This window comes from Faecousia sp. (assembly GCF_048519415.1).
Classification (GTDB): domain Bacteria; phylum Bacillota; class Clostridia; order Oscillospirales; family Oscillospiraceae; genus JAZOXB01.
The window spans coordinates 1-21,377 of sequence record NZ_DBFZUT010000006.1; the positions used below are offsets into that span (position 1 = coordinate 1).

The window sequence follows — 21,377 nt, forward strand, 5'->3', positions numbered from 1 at the left end:
CTCCTGCTCGGTAGAGGTGAGCTGGGTCACGGCGATGAGCAGCGGCCGAGTACCGTCGGGGCGCGTCAGACCCTCCAGCGCGGCGGTCATCATGGCGGCGGTACCGGCGGCGTGGAGGTTCACGATGTCCACATCCAGCGCGGACAATGCCGCCATGGCCTTTTTCACGGTGTTGGGAATGTCATGCAGCTTCAGATCCAGGAAGATCTTGTGGCCCCGGGCCCGGATCTCCCGCACGATGGAGGGGCCTTCGGCGTAAAACAGCTCCATGCCGATCTTCACAAAGGGCTTTTCCTCGGTGAAACGGTCTAAAAAGGCCAGTGTCTTTTCCTTGCTGTCGAAGTCCAGCGCAACGATAACGTCCTTACCCATGATGTGCTCCTCCTATGATCTCCGTCAGATTTTCCATGCCGTATCGTTCCATCACGGCAGGCAGATTTTCAATGATGGTCTTGCAGGCATACGGCTCCACAAGGTTCGCCGCGCCCACGCCGATGGCAGTGGCGCCCGCCAGCATCAGCTCGATAACGTCCTCCGCCGTGGTGACGCCGCCCATACCCACGATGGGGATGGAAACGGCCTCGTAGACCTGATACACCATCCGCACCGCCAGCGGGAGCATTCCCGGGCCGGACATACCGCCAGTGGTGTTGGCCAGCAGCGGACGGCGGCGTTTCAGGTCGATGCGCATTCCCGGCAGGGTGTTGATCAGGCTCACGCCGTCAGCCCCCGCGTCCTCGCAGGCTCTGGCGACGGCGGCAATATCAGCCGCCGTGGGGGACAGCTTTAAAATGATGGGCTTTTTCGTCACTGCCCGGACCGCCTTCGTCACCTCGGCAGCGGACTTGGGGTCCGCGCCGAAGGCCGCGCCGCCGCCGTGGACGTTGGGGCAGGAGATATTGACCTCCAGCCAGCCCACCTGCTCCTGCGCGTCTAACTTCTCGCAGACCTCGGCGTATTCCGCCGCGGAAAAGCCGCTGACATTCGCCATCACCGGCTTGTGAAATACCTGCTTGAGCTTTGGCAATTCCGTTGCGATCACCGCGTCCACGCCGGGGTTTTGCAGACCCACCGCGTTCAGCAGGCCGCCGGCGTACTCCGCGATGCGGGGCGTGGGGTTGCCGAAGCGGGGCTCCCGGGTCGTACCCTTGAAGGAGAAGGTACCCAGCATATTGATGTCGTACAGCTCCGCGAACTCATAGCCAAAGCCGAAGGTGCCGCTGGCGGGGATGATGGGGTTGTCCATCTCAATGCCGCAGAGGGTCACTTTTGTGTTCACCATACGATCTCCTCCTTTTCCAGCACGGGGCCATCCTTACAGATGCGCTTATTGCCGTATTTCGTCTCGCAGGAGCAGCCCATGCAGGCCCCGAAACCGCAGCCCATCCGCTCCTCAAAGCTGAACTGGCCGGAGGTCTTGCAATCAGCGTACACCGCCTTGAGCATCGGCTCCGGGCCGCAGGTGTAGAGATAGGTATAGTCGGACACGGCGGCCATGCCGTCGGTCACAAGGCCCTTGAGACCGACGCTGCCATCGGCGGTGGCGATGACGACCTCCGCACCCAGCGCCCGAAATTCCTCCGCTAAAAAAATCTCGGATTTTCGGTTAAAGCCCAGCACGGCGGTGACGCGCTTACCTTGTGCGGTCAGCCGCCTGGCAAGGCCATACAGCGGCGGGATACCCACGCCGCCGCCCACCAGCAGGGGGTGTTCCCCACTGCGGGACAAGTCAAAGCCGTTGCCAAGGCCCGTCAGCACATCCAGTGCCGTGCCGACAGCCATGCCCGTCATGGCCTCGGTGCCATGGCCCAAAACCTTATAAATCAGGGTCACTTCCCCGTTCTCCCAATCGCACACGGAGATGGGGCGGCGAAGGAAAAAACCTGAGAGCTTCAAATTCACGAACTGCCCCGGTGCGGTGATGGCAGAGGTGTCCCCCGCCAGCCGCAGACGGTAGATGCCGTCTGCCAGCCGGGTATTTTCCAAAACAGTCAGCAGTGTCTCCTTCATTCGGCGTCCTCCCCCTCCAGCAAGGTCTTATCATACCAGACCGCCCGCCCCTCCATGGCTGTCAGCAGGCAGCGGCCCTGTACACTCCAGCCCGCAAAGGGCGTGGCCCGGCCCATGGACAGAAATTCAGCGGGGTCGATCGGATAGGTACGGTTCAAATCAAACACGGTAAAGCCGGTGGCCGGCGCAATGCCGAAGCGGCGGCAGGGCGCGTCATGGAGCAGTTCCATCAAGCGGGCAAAGGAAATGACGCCGGGCTTTACCAAATACGTATAGAGCAGCGGGAAGGCCGTTTCCAGTCCCACGATGCCCATGGCGCTTTTTTCCAGTCCCCCGCCCTTTTCCTCGGCGCTGTGAGGGGCGTGATCCGTGGCGATCATGTCGATGGTTCCGTCCGCCAAACCCTCCAACAGGGCTTCCCGATCCGCCTTGTCCCGGAGGGGCGGGTTCATTTTGAAACGGCCGTCCTCCTGCAAGCAGGAATCGTCCAGCAGCAGGTAGTGGGGGGCGGTCTCGCAGGTGACATTCAGGCCCTCGGCCTTGGCCTTGCGGATGAGTGCGACGCTCTCCTTGGTGGAGATGTGGCAGACGTGATAGCCGCAGCCTGTCTCCCGCACCAGTTCCAGATCCCGCTGGATGGGCCGCCACTCGCTCTCGGAGCAGATACCCCGATGTCCGTGGGCGCGGGCATAAGCGCCGTCGTGGATGTAGCCGCCCCGCAGCAGAGAATTGTCCTCGCAGTGGGCCACGATCAGCTTGCCGAGGCGCTTGGCCTCCAGCATGGCGCGGCGCATCATATCACGATCCTGAACGCCCTTTCCGTCGTCGGAGAAAGCCACCACATAGGGGGCCATGGCGTCCAAGTCCGCCAGTTCCCCGCCCTGCTCACCTTTCGTGATGGCCCCGTAGGGCAGAACGCGGATCACGGCGTCTTTTTCAATGGCGTCCAGCTCCATTTGCAGCGTCTCCATGCTGTCCGGCACAGGGTTCAGATTCGGCATGGCGCCCACGGCGGTATAGCCGCCGTGGGCCGCCGCTAAAGAGCCGGTGCGGATGGTCTCCTTATAAGAAAAACCCGGCTCCCGAAGATGCACATGCACATCAACGAAACCGGGTAATATGGCAAAGGAAGAAACATTCAGGGACGAAGGAAAAACAATATCCTTGCAAAAAACACGATCCCCAAAGGAAACGGAAACATCACCGCCGCTGAAAGCACCTCGGTGGAACACCTGCGCACCCTTCAAAACCACGGTCACGACGATCGCCTCTCTTTCCTCAAGTTTTTGATAGAATACCACGCGAAGATCGCCTTGTCAAGACAAAAAAATGGTTTTTCGACGATAAGTTTTCTCAAGACGCGATATAAGCGTATCTTATGAATTGTCATAACGATACAAATATAGCTAAGATTTTCTATCTTCTTTCTCCTTTTTGCGGAATGGACGAAAAGCAGGGCGTATGGTACACTGAATTCAAGTTGAGCCCCTTGTAACTGACGGAATGTGGGCTACCACGGGGAGCAGGGAGCATCGCTCTGAGGCGGCGCGTTTCAGAGGCCGACCGTCCGGGCACTCCAACTGCAAAGGGCAGCGGAGCGCCTATTTTTATGTTTGAGGGAGGGAACGCAAATGAGGAAGGTTGCGATCGTTATGGGCAGCAAGAGTGATCTGCCCGTCGCGGAGAAGGCCGTAGGCGTATTGCGAGACTACGGCGTCCAGATGGAAGTGCGCGTATTATCCGCTCACCGGTGTCCGAATGAAGCAAGGGAATTTGCCGCGTCGGCTCGGGAGGGCGGATTTTCTGTTATCCTCGCGTTCGCCGGCATGGCAGCGCATCTTGCCGGTGCGATGGCGGCAAACACCACGCTGCCGGTGATCGGCGTGCCGTGCAGCGGGACGAAGCTTGACGGCATGGACGCACTGCTCTCCACCGTGCAGATGCCGAGCGGCATCCCTGTGGCGACGGTGGCGGTGGACGGCGGGAAGAACGCCGCGCTGCTGGCGGTGCAGATCATGGCGGTCTCCGACGCGGAGCTCGCCCAAAAGCTGGACGAGGCGCGGACGCGGGAACGGGACGCCGTGCTGCGCGCGGACGAAGAGGTTCGGGCGCTTTATCAGTAAATAAGGAATACACTTCAAGAAATAAAAGGAGAGCTGAAAGCAATGAAACTCGTATATACCGGAAAGACCAAGGATGTATTCGCACTGGACAACGGCAACTACCTGCTCAGGTTCAAGGATGACTGCACGGGCAAGGACGGCGTGTTTGACCCCGGCGAGAACAGCGTGGGTCTGACCATCGAGGGCGTGGGCAATGTCAACCTGCGCATGACCAAGCACTTTTTTGAAAAGATCAACGCCGCCGGCATCCGCACGCACTATGTCTCCGCGGATCTGAAGGAGACCACGATGGAGGTCCTGCCCGCGAAAGTCTTCGGCCACGGGCTGGAGGTCATCTGCCGCCTCAAGGCGGTGGGGAGCTTCCGCCGCCGCTACGGTGAGTACATTGAAGAGGGCGCCGACCTGCCCGCCTATGTGGAGACGACCTTCAAAAATGACGCGCTGGGCGATCCGCTGGTGACGAAGGACGGCCTTGTGGCGCTGGGCGTGATGACCGAGCAGCAGTATGACGACATCAAGGCCATGACGCAGAAGATCACCGAGGTCGTCGCGGACGACCTGCGCGAAAAGGGCCTTGTCCTCTATGACATCAAGTTTGAGTACGGCTACGCGCCGGATGGCAGCGTGATGCTGATCGACGAGATCTCCTCCGGCAATATGCGCGTCTATCGGGACGGAAAGTACATCGACCCCATGACGCTCTCCGAACTGTTCTTTGCGTAATGGGGGGCTTTTTCGGCGCGGTCTCGGACCGCGATGTCGCGCTGGATGTCTTCTTCGGCACGGACTATCATTCTCACCTCGGCACGCGCCGCGGCGGAATGGTGCTCTTTGACAAGAAGGAGGGCTTCCAGCGCCAAATACACAACATTGAAAATACGCCCTTTCGGACGAAGTTTGAGCGGGACCTCGCGGACTTTCGCGGCCACGCGGGGCTCGGCTGCATCAGCGACAGCGACCCTCAGCCGCTGCTCGTGCGCTCCCATCTGGGCCTGTACGCCATCGTGACGGTCGGCATCATCAACAACACTGACGAGCTGGTGAAGACTTATCTCTCCGACAAGGGCCAGCAATTTCTGACGCTGAGCAGCGGCCGCGTGAATGTCACCGAGCTGACCGCCGCGCTCATCAATCAGGAAAACGACCTTGTCTCCGGCATCCTCCACGCGCAGGAGGTCATCGACGGCTCCATGACGATCCTGATTTTGACCGAGGAAGGAGAGCTGATCGCCGCGCGTGACAGCATGGGACGCCTCCCTGTGCTGATCGGACAGCGCGAGGACGGCTACTGCGTATCGTTCGAGTCCTTCGCCTATCATAAGCTCGACTATCAGGACGCCTATGAGCTGGGGCCGCGGGAGATCGTCCGGCTGAACGCCAAGGGCTTCCAAACACTCTCTCCCGCAGGGAAGCAGATGAAGATCTGCGCCTTTTTGTGGACCTATTACGGCTACCCGAACTCTAACTACGAGGGTGTGAATGTGGAGCTGATGCGCTACCGCAACGGCGCGATCATGGCGCGGGATGAGGCGGAGCGCGGCGGCGTGCCCGAGGTGGATTTCGTCGCCGGCGTGCCAGATTCCGGCGTGCCGCACGCCATGGGCTATGCCAACCACAGCGGCAAGCCCCTTGCGCGTCCCTTTGTGAAATACACCCCGACCTGGCCGCGCTCCTTCATGCCGGAGGATCAGCAGGTGCGCAGCAGAGTGGCGCGCATGAAGCAGATCCCCGTGCCGGAGCTGATCGAGGGAAAGAAGCTGCTGTTTGTGGATGACTCCATCGTGCGCGGCACGCAGCTGCGCGAGACCGTGGATTTTTTATACAGCACCGGCGCGGCGGAGGTCCATATGCGCTCGGCCTGCCCGCCCATCATGTACCCCTGCCGCTACCTGAACTTTTCGCGCGGCAACAGCGCCATGGACCTGCTCGCGCGCCGCATGGTGCAGGAGCTGGAGGGCAACGAGGGCCAAAAGCATCTGGAGGAATACGCCGACAGCCGCACCGAGCGCGGAAAATGCCTGCTGCACGAGATCTGCGCACAGTTCGGCTTTGATTCACTCTCCTATCAGTCCCTTGACGGGTTGCTGGAGGCGATCGGTATTGACAGGGACAAGGTCTGCACCTACTGCTGGACCGGAAAGGAATGACATTATGGGCATCTCTCACTCGGAAGCATACGCGGCCGCCGGCGTTGACATCGAGGCGGGCTATCAGGGCGTAAAAATGATGAACCGCTATGTACAGCGCACGCTCACAGCCGATGTGATCTCCGATCTCGGCGGCTTCGGCGGGCTTTTCTCGCTGGATCTGCACGGGCTTGAAAAGCCTGTGCTGGTCTCCGGCACGGACGGCGTGGGCACCAAACAGCGCATCGCGCAGCTCATGGATCGTCACAACACCGTCGGCATCGACTGCGTGGCGATGTGCGTCAACGACATTATCTGCTGCGGGGCGAAGCCGCTGTTCTTCCTCGACTACATCGCCATCGGCAAGAACATCCCGGAAAAGGTCGTGTCGCTGGTCTCGGGCGTATCCGAGGGTTGTGTGCGCGCGGGCTGCGCGCTCATCGGCGGCGAGACCGCTGAACACCCCGGCACGATGAAGCCGGACGACTATGACCTTGCGGGCTTTGCCGTGGGCGTCGTGGACCGTGACAAAATTCTGGACAAGAACAAAATGCAGCCGGGGGATGTGGTCATCGCGCTGCCCTCCAGCGGACTGCACTCCAACGGCTACTCGCTCGTGCGCAAGGTGTTCGATGTGGAGAACGCCGACCTCGGGCAGTATTACGGCGAGCTGGGCTGCGAGCTCGGCGAGGAGCTGCTGCGCCCGACGAAGATCTATGTCCGTCCTGTGTTAGCGGCCGTTGAGGCCGCCGATGTCCGCGGCATCAGCCACATCACTGGCGGCGGCTTTTATGAGAACATTCCGCGCTGCATTCCCGACGGCCTGTGCGCGAAGATCGAAAAGAAAGCGCTGCACATCCCGCCCATCTTCCCCCTGCTCGCGCGCATGGGCGGCATCTCGGAGCGCGATATGTTCAACACCTTCAACATGGGCACGGGCATGGTGCTCGTCGCTGCAAGAGACAGCGCCGATAAGGCGCTCGCCGCGCTGCATTCTCTCGGTCAGGAAGCGGGCGTCATCGGTGAGATCGTATCGGGCGAGGAAAAGGTGGCGCTATGCTGACACCCGCCCGCATCGCCGTGCTGGTCTCCGGCGGCGGCACGAATTTGCAGGCGCTGCTCGACGCGCAGCGCGACGGAAAAATGCCGCACGGCGAGATCGTGCTGGTCGTTTCTTCCCGCGCGGGGGCCTATGCGCTCACGCGGGCGGAAAACGCGGGTGTTGCGGCACGCGTGCTCTCGCCCGCCTGCGGGCAGAAGCCGTTTGAAAACGAGCTTTCCGCACTGCTGCGCGAGCAGGAGATCGACCTCATTCTCCTCGCAGGCTTTACGTTCATCCTCAGCGCAGAATTTACAAAGCAGTGGCCGCGGCGCATCCTGAATGTCCATCCGTCCCTGATCCCCGCCTTCTGCGGCAAGGGGATGTATGGCTTGAGGGTACACGAGGCCGCGCTCGCGCGCGGCGTGAAGGTCACGGGCGCGACGGTACACTTTGTCAACGAAATTCCCGACGGCGGCGAGATCCTGCTGCAAAAGGCGGTGGAGATCGCGCCGAGCGACACGCCCGAAACGATACAGCGGCGTGTGATGGAGCAGGCGGAATGGCAGTTGCTGCCGCTTGCGGCAGAGCGCGTCTGCGCAGAGATCGTAAGAGAGAAGGAGCAGAAAAATGACTGATTTTCTGGAGTTTTTAAAGGCGACCTCTTATCCCGGCCGCGGCATCCTTGTCGGACGCCGCTGTGTGTATTATTTCATCATGGGGCGCAGCGAGAACAGCCGCAACCGCGTCTTTGTCAAGACCGAGGACGGCATCCGCACCGAGGCGCACGACCCCGCCAAGCTCTCTGACCCCAGCCTCATCATCTATCATCCCGTGCGCACGATGGGGCGCGACCTCGTCGTGACGAACGGCGACCAGACCGACACCATCTGCCAGCACGGCGACTTTCGCCGCGGCCTCATGACACGCGAATACGAGCCGGACGAGCCGAACTGGACGCCGCGCATCTCCGCCATCATGCACGAGGACGGCTCCTTCGAGCTGTCCATCCTCAAGCGTAAGGATGGGCGCTGTCTGCGCGAGTTCTTCTGCTACGAAGGCTGCGACGAGGGCAAGGGCTATTTCATCAGTACCTATCAGGGGGACGGAAACCCCCTGCCCACCTTTACGGGCGAGCCGATGGAGGCGAGCGTCCCCTCGCCCGAAGAAGTCTGGGCGGCGCTCAACGCGGACAATAAGGTGTCCCTTTATGCGAACGTGAACGGCGAAGTGAAGCTGTTCAACAAAAATTCAGGCGACTGAGGAGGACGACATGAACGAGCTGGAACTCAAATACGGCTGCAACCCCAACCAGAAGCCCGCGCGCGTTTTCATGAAAAACGGCGCAGCCCTTCCCTTTACGGTTCTCAACGGCAAGCCCGGCTACATCAACCTGCTCGACGCCTTCAACTCGTGGCAGCTCGTGCGCGAATTGAAAGAGGCGACGGGCCTTCCCGCCGCGGCGAGCTTCAAGCATGTCTCCCCCGCGGGCGCGGCGCTCGGCCTGCCGCTCGACGAGGTGGACAAAAGGGCCTATTTCGTCGCGCCCGGCACGGCGCTCTCCCCCATCGCCTGTGCCTACATCCGCGCCAGCGGCGCGGATCGCCTCTGCTCCTACGGCGACTGGGCGGCACTCTCCGACGAGTGCGACGCCGCCACCGCCGAGTATCTGAAAACCGAGGTTTCCGACGGCATCATCGCCCCTGCTTACAGCGACGAGGCGCTTGCCATCTTAAAGACGAAAAAGGGCGGCAAATACAACATCGTGCAGATCGACCCCGCCTACACTCCCGCGCCGCTGGAGCAGAAGGATGTTTTCGGCATCACCTTTGAGCAGGGGCACAACGACTGCAAAATCGATGAGAGCCTGCTCACGAACATCGTCACCGAAAATAAAGACCTGCCCGAGGGCGCAAAGCGCGATATGCTCCTTGCCCTCATCACGCTCAAATACACCCAGTCCAACTCCGTCTGCTATGTGAAAGACGGTCAAGCCATCGGCGTGGGCGCGGGCCAGCAAAGCCGCATCCACTGCACCCGACTTGCGGGACAGAAGGCGGACAACTGGTATCTCCGCCGCCATCCGAAGGTGCTCGCCCTCTCGTTCGTGGACGACATCCGCCGTCCCGACCGCGACAACGCTATCGATGTCTACCTCTCCGACGAGTGCGACGATGTGCTTGCCGACGGCGCGTGGCAGCGCGTCTTTCAAGAGCGCCCCGAGGCGCTCACGGGCGAGGAAAAGCGCGCTTGGCTCGCGCAGCAGCGCGGCGTGACCGTCGGCTCGGACGCCTTTTTCCCCTTCGGCGACAATGTCGAGCGCGCGCGCAAGAGCGGCGCTTCCTACATCGTCGAGCCGGGCGGCTCGATCCGCGACGACAATGTCATCGAGACGGCAAACAGATACGGCATCACTATGACGTTCACGGGTATGCGCCTGTTCCATCATTAAGCAAGGAGGAATTTCTCCATGAAGCTCATGGTCATCGGCGGCGGCGGCCGCGAACACGCCATCATTAAAAAGCTGAAGGAAAACCCCGCGGTCGAGAAAATTTACTGTCTGCCCGGCAACGGCGGCATCGCCGCCGACGCGGTCTGCGTCAGTGAGATCGGCGCGAAGGACATCCCCGCGCAGGTCGAATTTGCCAAGGCGCACGGCATTGATTATGCCGTCGTCGCGCCCGACGACCCCCTCGCCCTCGGCGCGGTCGACGCGCTGAGCGAGGCGGGCATCCCCTGCTTCGGCCCTGACAAAAAGGCCGCCGTCATCGAGGCGAGCAAGGCGTTTGCAAAGGACTTGATGCAAAAATACAACATTCCCACCGCAAAATACCGCGTCTTTACCGACGCGCCCTCCGCCTGTGCCTACATCGACGCCGAGGGTGCGCCCATCGTCGTCAAGGCGGACGGCCTCGCGCTCGGCAAGGGCGTCGTCGTCGCGCAGACAGTTGAGGAGGCGAAGGCCGCCGTGCGCGCGATGATCGAGGATAAGACCTTCGGTCAGAGCGGCGCGCGCGTCGTCATCGAGGAATATATGGAGGGTCCCGAAGTCTCGGTGCTGAGCTTCACCGACGGCGAAACGCTTGTGCCGATGGTCTCCTCCATGGACCACAAGCGCGCGCTCGACGGTGACAAAGGCCCCAATACCGGCGGCATGGGCGCGGTCGCGCCGAACGCGTACTATACAAAGGAAATTGCGGCGGAGTGCATGGAGAATATTTTCCTGCCGACGATCCGCGCGATGCGCGCCGAGGGCCGCCCCTTCCGCGGCTGCCTCTATTTCGGGCTGATGCTCACCAAGAGCGGCCCGAAGGTCGTGGAGTACAACTGCCGCTTCGGCGACCCCGAAACGCAGGCGGTGCTGCCGCTGCTCAAAAGCGACCTGCTCACCGTCATGCAGGCGACGACGAACGGTACGCTTGCGGATGTGAGCGTGGAATTTTCGACTGATTCTGCCTGCTGTGTCGTGCTTGCGTCCGAGGGCTACCCTCAAAAGTATGAGAGCGGCTTCCCCATCACAATGAGCGAAGAGGCCGCCGCGCACTGCTATGTCGCGGGCGCGAAAAAGGACAGCGATACGCTCCTGACCGCGGGCGGACGCGTGCTCGGCGTCACCGCCGTCGCCCCCACACTGAGGGCCGCCGTCGAGGACGCGTACCATCTGGCGGAGGGCGTAGATTTTGCCAACAAATACTGCCGCGGCGACATCGGCAGCGCCGCGCTCGCGGCGCGGGAGGAAAGAGGATAAAATGGTATTTCGGACCTATGTGGAAAAGCGGCAAGGTCTCGCGCCCGAGTGCGAGGCGCTGCTGACGGACTGCCGCGATTTTCTCGGCGTGCAGGGCCTGCGCGCCGCGCGTATCTGGAACCGCTATGATGTAGAGGGGATCGAGGCCCCTCTCTTTGAAAATGCCTGCAGGAGCGTGTTTTCCGAGCCGCCGCTGGACCTTGTGTCCGACGCGGCGGACACGCAGGACGCCTGCGCGGTCTTTGCCGTCGAGCCCCTGCCCGGTCAGTTCGACCAGCGCGCGGACAGCGCGTCGCAGTGCATCCAGCTTCTGAGCCAAGGCGAGCGCCCGCGCATCCGCACGGCGAAGGTCTACGCGCTCTATGGGATGCTGACGGATGCCGATGTCGAGGCGGTCAAGCGTTATGTCATCAACCCCGTCGAAAGCCGCGAGGCGAGCCTTGCAAAGCCCGAAACGCTCGCCGAGGAGCTTGCCGAGCCGAAGTGCGTTTCGTCCGTCGAGGGCTTCACCGCCATGGACGAGGCCGGGCTCTCCGCACTGCTCTCCTCTATGGGGCTTGCCATGGATATTGCCGACCTCAAGGCGCTGCAAGACTATTTCCGCGAGACCGAGCGCCGCGACCCCACCGTGACCGAGCTGCGCGTGGTCGACACCTACTGGTCCGACCACTGCCGCCACACGACCTTCTCCACGCACCTTGACGAGGTCCGCATCGACGATGACGCCGTCAAGGGTGCCTATGCGCGCTATCTTGCTGCGCGCGAGGAGGTCTACGGCGCGGAGAGGGCTGCCAAGCGCCCGCAGACGCTCATGGATATTGCGACCATCGGCACAAAGACGCTCAAAGCCCGCGGGCTGCTCCCCGAGCTCGACGAGAGCGAGGAGATCAACGCCTGCTCCATCCATGTGCCCGCCATGGTGAACGGCAAGGAGCAGGACTGGCTTTTGATGTTCAAGAATGAAACGCATAACCATCCCACCGAGATCGAGCCCTTCGGCGGCGCGGCCACCTGCATCGGCGGCTGCATCCGCGACCCGCTCTCCGGCCGTGCCTATGTCCATCAGGCAATGCGTGTGACGGGCGGCGGTGACCCGAGAAAGGAGCTTGCCGAAACGCTTTCAGGCAAGCTTCCGCAGCGCAAGCTCGCGCAGACCGCCGCGGCGGGCTATTCCTCCTACGGCAACCAGATCGGCCTTGCTACCGGCCATATCGCGGAGCTGTACCACGAGGGCTATGTCGCCAAGCGCCTTGAGTGCGGTGCAGTCGTTGCCGCCGCGCCCGCGGACAACGTTGTGCGCGAGCGTCCCGCGCCGGGTGATGTGGTCATCCTGCTCGGCGGGCGCACGGGGCGCGACGGCATCGGCGGCGCGACCGGCTCCTCCAAGAGCCACGATATGAAATCGCTTTCCACGATGGCGAGCGAGGTGCAAAAGGGCAATGCGCCCGAGGAGCGCAAGATCCAGCGTCTGTTCCGCGACGGCGCGGTCACGCGCCTCATCAAGCGCTGCAACGACTTCGGCGCGGGCGGCGTGTCCGTCGCGGTCGGCGAGCTGGCGGACGGACTCATCATCGACCTCGACGCCGTGCGTAAGAAGTACGAGGGCCTCGACGGCACGGAACTTGCGATCTCCGAATCGCAGGAGCGCATGGCGGTTGTCGTCGCACCGGAGAACGAGGCGAAATTCATCGCCGCTGCCGCGGCGGAAAACTTAGAGGCTTACCGCGTGGCGGTCGTGACCGAAAGCCCCCGCATGGTCATGCGCTGGCGCGGACAGACGATCGCCGACCTCTCCCGCGCCTTCCTCGACACCAATGGCGCGACGAAGCACGCCTCCGTCGCCGTCCCCGCGAGGGAATGTGTCGCTCCCGCCGCAGCTCAAACGCTGCGCGGCATGGCGGGCAGCCTCAAGAGCGCGTCCCGCCGCGGCCTTGTCGAGCGCTTCGACTCCACCGTCGGCGCGGGGACACTCCTCATGCCCTTTGGCGGCAGGACGCAGCGCAGCCCCGCGCAGGCGATGGCGGCGCTTCTGCCCGTCCTCCCCGGCGAGAAGACCGCGCAGGGCAGCGTGATGGCCTGGGGCTGCGACCCCGACGCGCTGAGCGCCGACCCCTATCGCGGTGCGCACGACGCGGTCTATACCTCGGTCGCCAAGCTCGTCGCCGCAGGCGCAGACTATCATAAGGCATATCTTTCCCTGCAAGAATTTTTTGAAAAGCTCCGCAATGAGCCCGCGCGTTGGGGCAAGCCCTTCGCGGCGCTGCTCGGCGCGCTGGACGCGCAGTTGGAGATGAGCGCCGCCGCCATCGGCGGCAAGGACTCCATGTCCGGCAGCTTTCTTGACCGCGATGTGCCGCCGACGCTCATCTCCTTCGCCATCGCGCCGCTGCTCGAAGGCGAGCTGCTGACGACCGACCTGAAGGCGGTGGGCCACGGTGTCTACCTCTTCGCAGGCAAAGCGCCCGAGCAGCAGACCGCCGCGTGGGAGCGTTTCACCGCGCTTGCGCGCGCGGGCAAGGTCGTGAGTGCATGGGCGGTCGAAAACGGCCTTGCCGAGGCGGTGATGAAGATGTCCTTCGGCAACGAGATCGGCTTCGCCGCGGAAAATACGGTGCTTGACTGGTTCGCCCCCATGCCAGGCGCGATTGTCGCCGAGCTGAGCGATGAAGTCTCCGACGCCGTGCGCATCGGCGTCACCACAGCGGAAAAGGCCATTGCCCTCGGCGCGGACAGTGCCTCCATCGAAGAGCTTGCCGCGCTGAACGACGCCGTGCTCGAAGCCGTCTACCCGACAAAGACGCGGGACAGCGGCACGGTCGAGAGCTTTTCCCATGAAACGAAGACGCGCGTCGCCCCCGCCGTCAAGCAGGTGCGTCCGAAGGCGCTCATCCCCGTTTTCCCCGGCACGAACTGCGAGTACGACACGCAGCGCGCGCTTTCGGAGGCAGGCGCGGACGCCGAGCAATTCATCGTCCGCAACCTCACGAGCGCCGATGTCGCCGACAGCGTCGAGCGCTTTGCCGCTGCCGTCAGGACCGCACAGATGATCGTCATTCCCGGCGGCTTCTCCGGCGGCGACGAGCCGGACGGCAGCGCCAAGCTCATCACCGCGTTTTTCCGCAACGCCGCCGTCCGCGAGCAGGTGACGGCGCTGCTCGAGCAGCGCGACGGCTTGATGCTCGGCATCTGCAACGGCTTCCAGGCGCTCATCAAGCTCGGCCTCGTGCCCTACGGAAGGATCATGGATACCGACGAGTCCTTCCCGACACTCACCTACAATGTCATCGGCCGCCACCAGTCCAAGCTCGTGCGCACGCGCGTGTGCTCGACGCGATCTCCGTGGCTTGCGGGAACAGAGGTGGGAGATATTTACACCGTTCCCATTTCGCACGGCGAGGGGCGTTTTCTCGCCTCGCAGGAGCTGATCGAACAGCTTGCCGCAAACGGCCAGATTGCCACGCAGTATGCAGGCCTTGACGGATATGCTACAATGGATACTGCTTTTAATCCCAACGGCTCCGTCTGCGCCATCGAGGGCATCACCTCCCCCGACGGGCGGGTGTTTGGCAAAATGGGGCACAGCGAGCGCATCGGCCCCGCGCTTTACCGAAACGTGCCGGGGACTTACGATATGCACCTGTTCGCCTCGGCGGTGCGTTACTTCAAAAAATAGGAGGGCAAGTCATGGCCTATTACTATCCCGATCCGTCTCATACCTTCAGCGAGTACCTGCTCGTACCGGGCTACACCTCGGAGGAGTGCGTGCCCGACCGCGTTTCGCTCAAAACGCCGCTGGTCAAATACCGCAAGGGGCAGGAGGACTGCCCCATCAGCCTGAATATCCCGATGGTCTCGGCGATCATGCAGTCGGTGTCGAACGACACGCTCGCCGTCGCGCTTGCCAAGGAGGGCGGGCTTTCGTTCATCTTCGGCTCGCAGTCCATCGAAAGCGAGACGGAGATGGTGCGCCGCGTGAAGAGCAGCAAGGCGGGTTTCGTCGTCAGCGCCTCGAATCTCACGCCTGAGCACACGCTGGCCGATGTGCTCGCGCTCAAGGAGAAAAACGGCTTCTCCACCGTCGCCATCACTGAGGACGCCATGCCCAACGGGAAACTCCTCGGCATCGTCACGAGCCGTGACTACCGCGTCAGCCGCATGAGCACAGACCTCAAGGTGCGCGATTTTATGACGCCGCGCGAAAAGCTCATCACTGCTCCCTCCTCCACCACGCTCAAGGAGGCCAACGACATCATTTGGGAGCACAAGCTCAACGCCCTGCCCATTGTGGATGAGAACGGCTGCCTGCGCTACTTCGTTTTCCGCAAGGACTACGCCGAGCATAAGGAGCACCCCCTCGCCCTCCAGGACGCGCAGAAGCGCTATCTGGTCGGCGCGGGCATCAACTCCCGCGACTACCACGAGCGCATCCCCGCGCTCGTTGAGGCGGGCGCGGATATTCTCTGCATTGACTCGTCCGAGGGCTACTCTGTCTGGCAGAAGAAGGTCATTGACTTCGTGCGTGAGAACTACGGCAATACCGTGAAGATCGGTGCGGGCAATGTGGTCGACCGCGACGGCTTCCGCTTCCTCGCCGAGTGCGGCGCAGACTTTGTCAAGGTCGGCATCGGCGGCGGTTCCATCTGCATCACGCGCGAGACCAAGGGCATCGGCCGCGGTCAGGCGACCTCTCTCATCGAGGTCTCCGCCGCGCGCGACGAATATTTCCGCGAAACGGGCGTCTATGTTCCCATCTGCTCCGACGGCGGCATCGTCCACGACTATCACATGACGCTTGCCCTCGCCATGGGCGCGGACTTTCTGATGCTCGGCCGCTACTTCGCCCGCTTTGACGAATCGCCCACGAATAAGCTCCTTGTCAACGGCGTGTATGTCAAGGAATACTGGGGCGAGGGCTCGAACCGCGCGCGCAACTGGCAGCGCTACGACATCGGCGGCAAGACGGGTCTTGCCTTTGAGGAGGGCGTGGATTCCTATGTCACCTACGCAGGCTCTTTGCAGGATAATGTCGCGCGTAGCCTTTATAAGGTCAAATCCACCATGTGCAACTGCGGCGTGACCACGATCCCCGATCTTCAGAAGAACGCGAAGCTCACGCTCGTCTCCGCCACCAGCATCGTCGAGGGCGGCTATCACGATGTGATGCTCCGCTCCACCGGCAAGGGGAATGACTGAGCAGGGGCGCGCCAATTGACAACGCAAAGCGCATCCAGCTTATCGCTTATTGGGCGTAGATTTTCAGAAATTCGCGGATCTGCGCCGCGTTCAGCTTTTTTCGCAGGGTAAAAAAAACGGCGGCTCGAAAGCCGCTGCACATAACACTTATCAAAAACAACGATGACCCTTGGCCGATCTCCTGCGTTTCACGGCCAAGGGTCATCCATGGTTCTTAATATCTAACATCATTGACTACCTCTCTTTCTGCGGAGTCACGGCATACAAGATCTTTCCTGTGCTGGGGTGCTCTCTGCTATGCAATGCACCGTTGCGCGGTTCTCATGATGCGGGGAACATTGGAGTGTTTTTTCTCAGATCCCTTGCAGCCGTCTTCCCCGTGCCGCCATGGCTCGGGGGTATCCTCACTGTACATTGGTCTCACCCTTTCTTTTGTACTTAAAGGATAGCATCTTTTTGTGGGGACTGCAATTCGCAAAACAGCAGAAAAAAGCAGTGAAAAACTGTTTAAACTGATGAAATTCTGCACGGTCCCGAATTTTCACTTGACCGATTTATCGCTTTATCATATAATACTATGCCCTGACCTCCGGCGTGGATGTGAAAACGCTCTCAGGCATCCTGGGTCATACCCGGGCGACCTTCACGCTGGACACCTACACCCACACCACCGGCGATATGCAAAAGAGGGCGGCAGAGATCGTAGATGAATTTTTGACCGATATTTTCGGAGAGGAGCTGAAGCCGTGGCAAGAAAATGAAAAAACGGAGAAGGAACTGTCCGCCTGAGAAAGGACGGCCGATGGGAAGGACGCGTGGTCATCGGCTACGATGACAAGGGTCTGCCGAAAACGAAAAATGTGCTGGCTAAAACAAAATCTGAGTGTGTGGAGAAGCTGAAAACGCTGAAGGACGCCCTTGCGCCGCCTGCACCGCCGAGGACCAGGGCAGATATGCCCTTCGGGGACTGGATGGAGCACTGGTATGAGACGCACAGCAGACCCGCCGCCCGTCCCGGCACACGGCGGATCTACGAAGGCTACCTCCGGCTGTACATCAGACCGGGGCTGGGTCATATCCCGCTGAACAGGCTGACCGCGAAGGATATGCAGCAGTTCTTCGTCTGGCTGAAAACAGAGGGGCGTGCGGACCAATCGGACGGTGAAACGGGGCTGGCGGACTCCCAGCTCCGCAACATCCACAGCCTGTGCCGGCGGGCGCTGGAACAGGCTGTATCAGAGAATCTGATCCCGCGGAATCCGGCGTCCGGCTGCAAGCTGCCGCCCGCCCGAAAAGGGGAAATGAATGTCCTCTCGCGGGAGTCCATGCAGAAGCTGCTGATCCAGGCGAAGGAGGAAAAGTACTACGAGTTGTTCCTGCTGGAATTTGCCACAGGACTGCGGTTGGGCGAGCTGACGGCCCTGCAATGGGAGGAGCTGAATTTGACCACGGGCGAACTGCGAATCAGCAAGCAGGCGGTGGTCATAGGCTCGGAATTGGTCATCACTGAGCCGAAAACAAAGGCGGCGGTACGCACTCTGCTCCTGCCGCCCAAAGTGTTGGAGGTGTTCAGGGAGTACCGGAAAAGGAATGTTTCCAGATGGCTGTTTCCGTCACCAAAGAAGGAGGATTCGCCTCTGCTCCCATCGGTGGTGCGCCAGCGGCTGCACAGGCTGTTGGACCACGCGGGCTGTGAACGGGTACGCTTCCATGATCTGCGGCACCCGTATGTCAAGCACACGACAAAAATTTTTAGCTTGCGCTTGATGGATTCTCAAGCGCAGGCTTATCCTGATGCTCGGCGAAAAACTCGCGGAGCTTGTCAGCTTCATCGGGGAGGACAAAACCGAAGCCCAGTCCGCCCATTCTGCAATAGAACGCAATTTCCATGTCTGCCACCTCAACTAAAAATATCTTGAATTTTGTACGCGATCTCCATGCGCTTATCGGGGTACACCAGCACCCGGTCGATCAGCAGCTCGGCCAGCGCGGTGGTCAGCGTGTCCGCATCGAAAATCGCCTTGGACGCTTCCTTGCGGCTGTCCTGCCGTGCCTGTTCGTCTTGCTTTTGCTTCGCCTGTGCCAATACTGCGGCATAGGCGTTTTTCGTTTTCAGCAGCAGCTCGTCACATGCGGCCTTTTCTGCCTTGTAGGTGTTCAGGTCAATCTCGCCCATGAGATAGCGTTCATACAAGGTGCGCTTGCCGTCTTGCAGTGTCTCGATTTGCTGCTCATATTCGGTGCGTTCCGGCACGGAGCTATCTGCCCGAAGCGTACCGTCCGGGGCAAGCGGCGCGGCGGCTTCCATCTGCTTTTTCAGCGTCAGGAATGCCGCTTGCTCCAGCTCTGCGGCATTGATTCGCATTTTGTGACAGCGGCTTTCTATGTCCGCCTCGGAATGGCGGCCATCGTCATGGCAGGCCCCATCGCCAAGGAGGTGGCGGAGGAATACGGCATCAGCCCCAAGCGCTCCGCCTCCCTACTGGACACCTTCTCCTGCATCTTTCAGGGCACCATCCCCTACGGCGCCCAGATGCTGGTGGCCATTTCCACCTGTGCAACCCTCGGCTACACCATCAGCGCCTTTGACATCATCCCCCTGCTGTTCTAGCCCTTCCTGCCGTGCCTGTCCAGCCCGCTGTTCATTCTGTTCGACAAAAAGTAAGGCATCCTGTTTCGCACATTTATTTACGCCGAGAGCCCCCCTTCTCAAGAAGGCGGGCTCTCGGCGTAATGCTTCCGCGATACCTGTATGACGCGGCGCTGTGGCCGCTATCCGCTGAAATCGCCATGTAAAAAAGACAGCTTCCAAGGGATGCAGCTTTAAGCGCGGCAAATGCTCCGGCACACACTCTGCCAGAACCCGCCGGTTGGCGCTCCCTTATTCTTCCTTCAGGTGCTCATCCATCCAGCGCAGGATCTCGCTGAGTCGGCTGATGCGGTTGGAGGGCTTTCCCTCTCGGCTCAGGCCGTGGTTCTCACCGTAGAACATGCACAGCTTGCTCTCCACACCATGGAGCTTGAGCGCTGCGAACATTTCCAGACCGTTGGCCAGCGTACAGCGGTAATCCTTATCTGCGTGAATAAAGAGTGTGGGCGTCTTAACACGGTCGGCATAGGTAAGGGGCGACGCCTTCCACAAACGCTCCGGATGCTCCCAAATGGTGCCAAGCTGCTGGTCAGGCACATAATAGTAGCCGATATCCGAGAGGAGATAATCCCCCACATAGTTGGCAATGCTCCGCTGGGACACGGCACAGCGGAAACGATCCGTGTGACCAATGACCCAGTTGGTCATAAAGCCGCCATAGGAACCGCCGGCAACGCCCATCCGATCTGCGTCTATTTCGGGATACCTCCGCAGAACCTCATCCGTGAACTCCATCAGATCCCGGAAGTCCACCTCTCCGTACTTACCCTGAAGATCGGCAAAGGCATTTCCCTTGCCGCAGCTTCCTCTGGGGTTGCAGTAGCATACGAAAAAGCCGGAGGCCGCCCAAAGCTGCATCTCATGGTGGAAGCCCGGGCCAAATACCATCTTCGGCCCGCCGTGAATATGAAGGATGCCCGGATATCGTTTGCCCGGCTCGTATCCCACCGGCTTCATCACGAAGCCGTCGATATCCACGCCGTCGGTATTGGTAAAGGTAAGCCGCTCTGGTACGGAAATGGTCACGCCCTCCAGTGCAGACCCGTTGAAATCCGTCAGCTGCTCCAGTTGGCCGCCATCCCAAAGGTACACCTCCGGGAGCTTCAGACCCACAGCCGCAGAGAAGAGAAACCTCTTTCCGTCCTTGGTATCGAAATCAATAAGGTAGTCGTCGCCGCCGAAGAGCGTCTGCACACCGGTCTCCCGCGTCCACATACACAAGCCAGAACCCACGCCGTCCGTGTTGAGGAAATACAGCGTCTCACCCACCATTCTCTGTCCTGTGACGGCGCCGGAGAAGCAGTCGGTGACCACCTCGGAGTTGACCCGGCGGTCATAGCGGCCCAGATTTTCCTCGCCCTTTTCGTCCACCACAAAGAATGTGGGGTGCTCGTACACGCCGTAGTCCCGCATGACCAGTCCCAGGCAGAGCGCCTTCCGGCCCAAATGCCCCACATAGTCGATGCTGTATTTGTCGGGCGTGATCAGCGTCTCCGTCTCGTTCCGCTCCGCATCCCAGCGATACATTCCCTCGGTGACCGGCTTTACATCCCGGAAGGGAAACGCAGTGAAGAGCACCTGACCGGGGCGGACATTCACATGATTCACATCATAGTCCTCCGGCGTGATCCGGCGATATTCTCCGGCAGCCTCCAGATAGAGAAACAGCGTGTTTCTGGTCTGATTAAACATCCCGACCCCGTTTTCACACAGGGGCAGCTCCGTCAAAACCTTATAGCCCCTGGTCTGCTGACGGCGAACGAGCTCCTTCTCCAGCGCCTCTCCCGTCAGCTCCAGAAGATTCGGCCGGTCCAAATGGGTCTCGCCCGTGAAAACATAACGGCCATCGTCCATTTTCCAAAGCCCGGATACGGACATGGGGAGACGGAACGCCTCGCGATCTTCACCTGTACATACATTCAGGCGGTGATACACCGTCCACTCTTCCTCGAAGCCCCGCGCCCGCAGCGCTTCGTCCGGCTCCGTGGTTTTATAGAGAATATGGGTGTTATCCTCCCAAACAGCCTTCCGCTGGTCGTCTCCTTGGGTGATCTGCCGGCTCTCCCTGCGCTCCAGATCATACAGCCACAGATTCCACCGGTAGCCGTCTCCTTCCCTGTCGACATCCTTGAGTGCAAAGGTCAGATATCTGCTGTCCGGAGACAGCTCCAGTGCAGAAGGATACCGATATTTGGCAAAATCCGTCAACGCCAGCTTCTTCATACCTGAGACCCCTCCTTTTCCATTACCTTGAACGTCTCATAAAGCATCCGCGTGCCAAATCCAATACCGCCCTTTGTATAGATCCCCTCACATTCGGTGGTCCAAGCGGTACCGCCGATATCCAAGTGGATCCAAGGCGTCTCCTCGACAAACTCCTTCACGAACATGGCGCCCACCGTGGCATATCCACCCACGCTGGAGCCCATCGCACTGTTTTTCAGATGGGCTACACGGGAGTCCAGCACCCGGCGGAGATTCTCGTCAC

17 protein-coding genes, 3 pseudogenes and 1 riboswitch are annotated in these 21,377 nt (G+C 60.9%); of the genes and pseudogenes, 13 read left to right on the forward strand and 7 right to left on the reverse strand.

What is annotated here, in order from left to right:
* From pyrF to ACMKFF_RS00710, 4 genes are all read right to left on the reverse strand, one after another.
* Nucleotides 1-372, reverse strand: a 372-nt coding sequence (pyrF, locus tag ACMKFF_RS00695; RefSeq protein ID WP_419495728.1) for an orotidine-5'-phosphate decarboxylase, incomplete at its 3' end; no start/stop codon positions are given.
* A complete protein-coding gene (locus tag ACMKFF_RS00700) occupies nucleotides 365-1,282 on the reverse strand; it encodes a dihydroorotate dehydrogenase (protein WP_419495729.1) in 918 nt (305 codons plus the stop codon). The genes pyrF and ACMKFF_RS00700, both read right to left, overlap by 8 nt.
* Nucleotides 1,276-2,010, reverse strand: a complete 735-nt coding sequence (locus ACMKFF_RS00705) for a dihydroorotate dehydrogenase electron transfer subunit (RefSeq protein WP_419495730.1) — start codon at nucleotides 2,008-2,010, stop codon at nucleotides 1,276-1,278. Before ACMKFF_RS00705 ends, ACMKFF_RS00700 begins: the two co-directional genes overlap by 7 nt.
* The gene (locus ACMKFF_RS00710; RefSeq protein WP_419495731.1) at nucleotides 2,007-3,311 is read right to left on the reverse strand and encodes a dihydroorotase; all 1,305 of its coding nucleotides are present in this window, start codon (nucleotides 3,309-3,311) and stop codon (nucleotides 2,007-2,009) included. The genes ACMKFF_RS00705 and ACMKFF_RS00710 overlap by 4 nt, the downstream gene beginning before the upstream one ends.
* Nucleotides 3,312-3,491: 180 nt before the next feature.
* A riboswitch (ZMP/ZTP riboswitch) is annotated at nucleotides 3,492-3,590 on the forward strand.
* Between the two features lie 51 nt (nucleotides 3,591-3,641).
* On the opposite strand from ACMKFF_RS00710, the gene purE reads away from it, so the two are divergent.
* The 12 genes and pseudogenes from purE (at nucleotide 3,642) to ACMKFF_RS00770 (ending at nucleotide 18,158) form a co-directional block, all read left to right on the forward strand.
* Nucleotides 3,642-4,133, forward strand: coding sequence for a 5-(carboxyamino)imidazole ribonucleotide mutase (purE, locus tag ACMKFF_RS00715; protein ID WP_302929158.1), 492 nt, complete (start codon nucleotides 3,642-3,644; stop codon nucleotides 4,131-4,133).
* Nucleotides 4,134-4,175: 42 nt separating this feature from the next.
* Nucleotides 4,176-4,856, forward strand: coding sequence for a phosphoribosylaminoimidazolesuccinocarboxamide synthase (locus ACMKFF_RS00720; protein WP_419495732.1), 681 nt, complete (start codon nucleotides 4,176-4,178; stop codon nucleotides 4,854-4,856).
* Nucleotides 4,856-6,280: an amidophosphoribosyltransferase gene (locus ACMKFF_RS00725; protein WP_419495733.1), complete on the forward strand. Its 1,425-nt coding sequence runs from the start codon at nucleotides 4,856-4,858 to the stop codon at nucleotides 6,278-6,280. The genes ACMKFF_RS00720 and ACMKFF_RS00725 overlap by 1 nt, the downstream gene beginning before the upstream one ends.
* 4 nt (nucleotides 6,281-6,284) lie before the next feature.
* Nucleotides 6,285-7,322, forward strand: coding sequence for a phosphoribosylformylglycinamidine cyclo-ligase (gene purM, locus ACMKFF_RS00730; RefSeq protein ID WP_419495734.1), 1,038 nt, complete (start codon nucleotides 6,285-6,287; stop codon nucleotides 7,320-7,322).
* Nucleotides 7,316-7,936: a phosphoribosylglycinamide formyltransferase gene (gene purN / locus ACMKFF_RS00735; protein WP_419495735.1), complete on the forward strand. Its 621-nt coding sequence runs from the start codon at nucleotides 7,316-7,318 to the stop codon at nucleotides 7,934-7,936. Before purM ends, purN begins: the two co-directional genes overlap by 7 nt.
* Complete coding sequence (locus tag ACMKFF_RS00740; RefSeq protein WP_302929163.1) at nucleotides 7,929-8,561, forward strand: IMP cyclohydrolase; 633 nt, start codon at nucleotides 7,929-7,931, stop codon at nucleotides 8,559-8,561. The genes purN and ACMKFF_RS00740 overlap by 8 nt, the downstream gene beginning before the upstream one ends.
* A 10-nt stretch (nucleotides 8,562-8,571) precedes the next feature.
* Nucleotides 8,572-9,750, forward strand: coding sequence for a phosphoribosylaminoimidazolecarboxamide formyltransferase (locus ACMKFF_RS00745; protein WP_419495736.1), 1,179 nt, complete (start codon nucleotides 8,572-8,574; stop codon nucleotides 9,748-9,750).
* Between the two features lie 18 nt (nucleotides 9,751-9,768).
* Nucleotides 9,769-11,046, forward strand: coding sequence for a phosphoribosylamine--glycine ligase (gene purD / locus ACMKFF_RS00750; RefSeq protein ID WP_302929165.1), 1,278 nt, complete (start codon nucleotides 9,769-9,771; stop codon nucleotides 11,044-11,046).
* A 1-nt stretch (nucleotide 11,047) separates the two neighbouring features.
* Nucleotides 11,048-14,719 carry a phosphoribosylformylglycinamidine synthase gene (locus ACMKFF_RS00755; RefSeq protein WP_419495737.1) on the forward strand — a complete coding sequence of 1,224 codons (3,672 nt, stop codon included), beginning with the start codon at nucleotides 11,048-11,050 and terminating at the stop codon, nucleotides 14,717-14,719.
* Nucleotides 14,720-14,730: 11 nt separating this feature from the next.
* Nucleotides 14,731-16,239 carry an IMP dehydrogenase gene (locus ACMKFF_RS00760; RefSeq protein WP_419495738.1) on the forward strand — a complete coding sequence of 503 codons (1,509 nt, stop codon included), beginning with the start codon at nucleotides 14,731-14,733 and terminating at the stop codon, nucleotides 16,237-16,239.
* 576 nt (nucleotides 16,240-16,815) lie between these two features.
* A pseudogene (locus ACMKFF_RS00765) lies at nucleotides 16,816-17,028 on the forward strand (site-specific integrase); the annotation flags it as partial.
* Between the two features lie 26 nt (nucleotides 17,029-17,054).
* A complete protein-coding gene (locus ACMKFF_RS00770; RefSeq protein ID WP_419495739.1) occupies nucleotides 17,055-18,158 on the forward strand; it encodes a tyrosine-type recombinase/integrase in 1,104 nt (367 codons plus the stop codon).
* On the opposite strand, the gene ACMKFF_RS00775 is transcribed toward ACMKFF_RS00770, so the two are convergent.
* Nucleotides 18,140-18,604, reverse strand: a complete 465-nt coding sequence (locus tag ACMKFF_RS00775; protein ID WP_419495740.1) for a hypothetical protein — start codon at nucleotides 18,602-18,604, stop codon at nucleotides 18,140-18,142. The two genes, ACMKFF_RS00770 and ACMKFF_RS00775, sit on opposite strands and share 19 nt — an antisense overlap.
* A 39-nt stretch (nucleotides 18,605-18,643) precedes the next feature.
* On the opposite strand from ACMKFF_RS00775, the pseudogene ACMKFF_RS00780 reads away from it, so the two are divergent.
* Nucleotides 18,644-18,850 (forward strand): annotated as a pseudogene (locus ACMKFF_RS00780) (sodium:proton antiporter); the annotation flags it as partial.
* Nucleotides 18,851-19,120: 270 nt separating this feature from the next.
* Here the strand turns inward: ACMKFF_RS00780 and ACMKFF_RS00785 are convergent.
* Nucleotides 19,121-21,112, reverse strand: a complete 1,992-nt coding sequence (locus ACMKFF_RS00785; RefSeq protein ID WP_419495741.1) for a prolyl oligopeptidase family serine peptidase — start codon at nucleotides 21,110-21,112, stop codon at nucleotides 19,121-19,123.
* Nucleotides 21,109-21,377 (reverse strand): annotated as a pseudogene (locus ACMKFF_RS00790) (hypothetical protein); the annotation flags it as partial. The gene ACMKFF_RS00785 and the pseudogene ACMKFF_RS00790, both read right to left, overlap by 4 nt.

Bases quoted from the DNA above. Each gene is read 5' to 3' on its own strand.
- ACMKFF_RS00700 (WP_419495729.1), bottom strand. From the start codon at position 1,282: ATGGTGAACACAAAAGTGACCCTCTGCGGCATTGAGATGGACAACCCC.
- ACMKFF_RS00705 (WP_419495730.1), bottom strand. From the start codon at position 2,010: ATGAAGGAGACACTGCTGACTGTTTTGGAAAATACCCGGCTGGCAGAC.
- purE (WP_302929158.1), top strand. From the start codon at position 3,642: ATGAGGAAGGTTGCGATCGTTATGGGCAGCAAGAGTGATCTGCCCGTC.
- ACMKFF_RS00720 (WP_419495732.1), top strand. From the start codon at position 4,176: ATGAAACTCGTATATACCGGAAAGACCAAGGATGTATTCGCACTGGAC.
- ACMKFF_RS00725 (WP_419495733.1), top strand. From the start codon at position 4,856: ATGGGGGGCTTTTTCGGCGCGGTCTCGGACCGCGATGTCGCGCTGGAT.
- purM (WP_419495734.1), top strand. From the start codon at position 6,285: ATGGGCATCTCTCACTCGGAAGCATACGCGGCCGCCGGCGTTGACATC.
- purN (WP_419495735.1), top strand. From the start codon at position 7,316: ATGCTGACACCCGCCCGCATCGCCGTGCTGGTCTCCGGCGGCGGCACG.
- ACMKFF_RS00740 (WP_302929163.1), top strand. From the start codon at position 7,929: ATGACTGATTTTCTGGAGTTTTTAAAGGCGACCTCTTATCCCGGCCGC.
- ACMKFF_RS00745 (WP_419495736.1), top strand. From the start codon at position 8,572: ATGAACGAGCTGGAACTCAAATACGGCTGCAACCCCAACCAGAAGCCC.
- purD (WP_302929165.1), top strand. From the start codon at position 9,769: ATGAAGCTCATGGTCATCGGCGGCGGCGGCCGCGAACACGCCATCATT.
- ACMKFF_RS00755 (WP_419495737.1), top strand. From the start codon at position 11,048: ATGGTATTTCGGACCTATGTGGAAAAGCGGCAAGGTCTCGCGCCCGAG.
- ACMKFF_RS00760 (WP_419495738.1), top strand. From the start codon at position 14,731: ATGGCCTATTACTATCCCGATCCGTCTCATACCTTCAGCGAGTACCTG.
- ACMKFF_RS00775 (WP_419495740.1), bottom strand. From the start codon at position 18,604: ATGCGAATCAATGCCGCAGAGCTGGAGCAAGCGGCATTCCTGACGCTG.
- ACMKFF_RS00785 (WP_419495741.1), bottom strand. From the start codon at position 21,112: ATGAAGAAGCTGGCGTTGACGGATTTTGCCAAATATCGGTATCCTTCT.